This is a genomic window from Limnofasciculus baicalensis BBK-W-15, from assembly GCF_024178385.1.
Classification (GTDB): Bacteria; Cyanobacteriota; Cyanobacteriia; order Cyanobacteriales; family Coleofasciculaceae; genus Limnofasciculus; species Limnofasciculus baicalensis.
This window is the reverse complement of sequence record NZ_JAMZMM010000568.1, coordinates 1-2,741: the sequence shown is the minus strand read 5'-3', so window position 1 is coordinate 2,741 and position 2,741 is coordinate 1. Positions and strand designations below refer to the sequence as shown.

At 43.7% G+C, this 2,741-nt stretch carries 3 protein-coding genes; 1 reads left to right on the top strand and 2 read right to left on the bottom strand.

What is annotated here, in order from left to right; genetic code table 11:
* Positions 1-90: 90 nt before the first annotated feature.
* On the top strand, positions 91-840 hold the full coding sequence (locus NJ959_RS28200; protein ID WP_254015080.1) for a glutathione peroxidase: 750 nt from the start codon (positions 91-93) through the stop codon (positions 838-840).
* A 114-nt stretch (positions 841-954) separates the two neighbouring features.
* Here NJ959_RS28200 and glcD read toward each other — a convergent pair whose 3' ends face one another.
* Together glcD and NJ959_RS28190 are read right to left on the bottom strand one after the other, a co-directional pair.
* The gene (gene glcD / locus NJ959_RS28195; RefSeq protein ID WP_254015079.1) at positions 955-2,427 is read right to left on the bottom strand and encodes a glycolate oxidase subunit GlcD; all 1,473 of its coding nucleotides are present in this window, start codon (positions 2,425-2,427) and stop codon (positions 955-957) included.
* An 86-nt stretch (positions 2,428-2,513) separates the two neighbouring features.
* Positions 2,514-2,690, bottom strand: coding sequence for a Sec-independent protein translocase subunit TatA/TatB (locus NJ959_RS28190; RefSeq protein WP_254015078.1), 177 nt, complete (start codon positions 2,688-2,690; stop codon positions 2,514-2,516).
* Positions 2,691-2,741: the final 51 nt, after the last annotated feature.

Here is a 2,741-nt window from a genome sequence, read left to right as displayed (position 1 = left end):
GTCGCGATGATTTACTTGCCAACTCGTACTCATTACGATTATGATATACTCATACAAACTCATAACGAGTACAACTAAGCGAGGAAACCCATGCTGAAAAACAGAGAAGGTGAAAGAGTACCCAATGTCACATTCAAAACCCGCAACAACAACGAGTGGGTGGATATCACAACCGATGACATCTTTGCCGGGAAAACCGTAGCTGTCTTTTCCCTTCCTGGGGCATTCACCCCCACTTGCTCCTCCTCCCACCTCCCCCGTTACAATGAACTTGCTGGGGCATTTAAACAAAACGGCGTGGATGATATTATCTGTATTTCCGTTAATGACACCTTCGTGATGAACGAGTGGGGGAAATACCAACACGCCGAAAATGTCAAGCTAATTCCCGACGGTAACGGCGAATTTAGCGAAGGGATGGGAATGTTAGTCGATAAAGAAAACCTCGGTTTCGGCAAACGTTCATGGCGCTATTCCATGTTAGTCAAAGATGGCGTAATTGATAAAATGTTTATCGAACCGGAGGTAGAGGGAGATCCCTTTGAAGTGTCAGATGCTGACACGATGCTAAACTATATTAATCCCGATGCCGCCAAACCCAAATTTATTTCCCTATTTACTAAAATAGGCTGTCCCTATTGCGCCCGTGCCAAGGCGATGCTCAAGGAAAGAGGGATTAACTTTGAAGAAATTATCCTGAGCGAAAGCATTACTACTCGCACATTACGTGCCGTTGCAGGTGCAACAAGTGTCCCTCAAGTATTCATCGGTGGAGAACATATTGGTGGTTCCGAAGCCCTAGCAGAATACTTGCAAAATTATCCCGAATTTGTCGGTTAAATCTCACACCTATAAACCCGGTTTCTCTGAGAAACCGGGTTTCTTAGGCAGGAAGGATTTGACCTCCACCACAGCACTATGATTTTTGAGTATTGCGAATAATTTGAGCAGCAGCTAAAACCTTTCTATTATCCTAAACCTCTCTCCACTTTGTCGATTTGCGGCTTCCCCACACATTCTAGGTGTAGGAAATATTTTCCCCGGATTCGCCAATCTTAGTGGATTAAACACCTCATTCACAAATCTCATCGTCTCCAAATCCGTCTCAGTAAACATATCCGGCATATAACACTTTTTATCTGCCCCAATTCCATGTTCCCCAGAAATACTTCCCCCCACTTTCACGCAAAGTTTGAGAATTTCTCCCCCAATTTCTTCCACCGTTTCAAATGCCCCCGGTACAGAATTATCATATAAAATGAGAGGATGTAAATTACCATCACCCGCATGAAATACATTAGCAATGCGATAGCCATATTTCTGACTTAACTCCTCAATCTCCTTGAGGACACTGGATAATTTAGTTCGAGGAATCACCCCATCTTGGACAAAATAATCCGGACTTACTTTCCCCGCCGCCGCAAATGCTGCTTTTCGCCCTTTCCATAATTTCATCCGAGTTTCCGCATCATTTGCCGTTGTAATATTCCGCGCCCCATTCTTTTTACAAAGTTCATTAACCCGATGCTTACTAGTTTTTACCTCCACTTCCAAACCATCAATTTCTACTAACAGAATAGCTGCCGCATCTCTGGGATAACATCCCAGCGCCACCACATCTTCCACAGCATTAATACTGAGATTATCCATAATTTCCATACCCGCTGGAATAATCCCCGCACCAATAATATCCGCCACCGTCGTCGCGGCAGCTTCCATACTAGTAAAATCGGCGAGAATCACACAAACAGATTCCGGTTTTTTCAGGATACGAAGCGTAATTTCAGTCGCAATTCCCAGAGTACCTTCCGAACCAACAAATAAACCAGTAAGATCGTATCCCGGCATTTCTGGAACAGAGCCACCCACATCCAGAATCTTACCATCGGGAATCACCAATTTTAATCCCAAAACATGATTAGTTGTCACCCCATATTTGAGACAATGAACCCCACCAGAATTTTCCGCAACATTCCCACCAATCGAGCAGATAATTTGACTAGAAGGGTCCGGTGCATAGTAAAAGCCAGCCCCACTTACCGCTTGCGTGACCCAGTTATTAATAATACCAGGCTGGACAACAATTTGCTGATTTTCCAAATCAATATTGATGATTTTATTCATTCTGGCAGTAACAATTAATATGCCATTTTCAACAGGCAAAGCCCCACCAGACAAACCAGTGCCTGCTCCTCTAGCCACCCAAGGAATCTGATAAAGATCGCAAAGTCTTAATATTTCTGCGACTTCTTCTGTAGTACGAGGTAATAGCACCAACTCCGGACGTTGCCGATAGCTAGATAAACCATCACATTCATAGGTAAGTAATTCATCCTTGCGGCGAATTACACCATCTTCACCAACAACATCCCCAAATGTCTTGAGAAAGAAATTCCAATTACCTTGTTTTTTATATCTAGCAACCATGATAATTCTCCAATAAAACTTGTAGCGCGGGTATCTCGCCTGCGCCGGGGACAGCTATTGGCAGGCAAGATGCCTGCTCTACGAATCTAAGATTTATCCTCTTCTGTATTATCTTTCTCAGACGTGGGATTATTGATCTCATCCTTAAAGCCAGTAAGGGTTTTGCCCAAAGCTCGTCCCATTTCCGGAATCTTCTTAGGACCAAAAACCACCAGCGCAACAATCCCGATAATCCCTGCTTCCAGCCATCCGAAACCAAACATACCCGTCTCCTGTAATCGATATCTTTAGTATGAAGTATGAACTATGAAAGC

Coding starts and splice junctions, on each gene's coding strand:
- NJ959_RS28200 (WP_254015080.1), top strand. CDS start 91: ATGCTGAAAAACAGAGAAGGTGAAAGAGTACCCAATGTCACATTCAAA.
- glcD (WP_254015079.1), bottom strand. CDS start 2,427: ATGGTTGCTAGATATAAAAAACAAGGTAATTGGAATTTCTTTCTCAAG.
- NJ959_RS28190 (WP_254015078.1), bottom strand. CDS start 2,690: ATGTTTGGTTTCGGATGGCTGGAAGCAGGGATTATCGGGATTGTTGCG.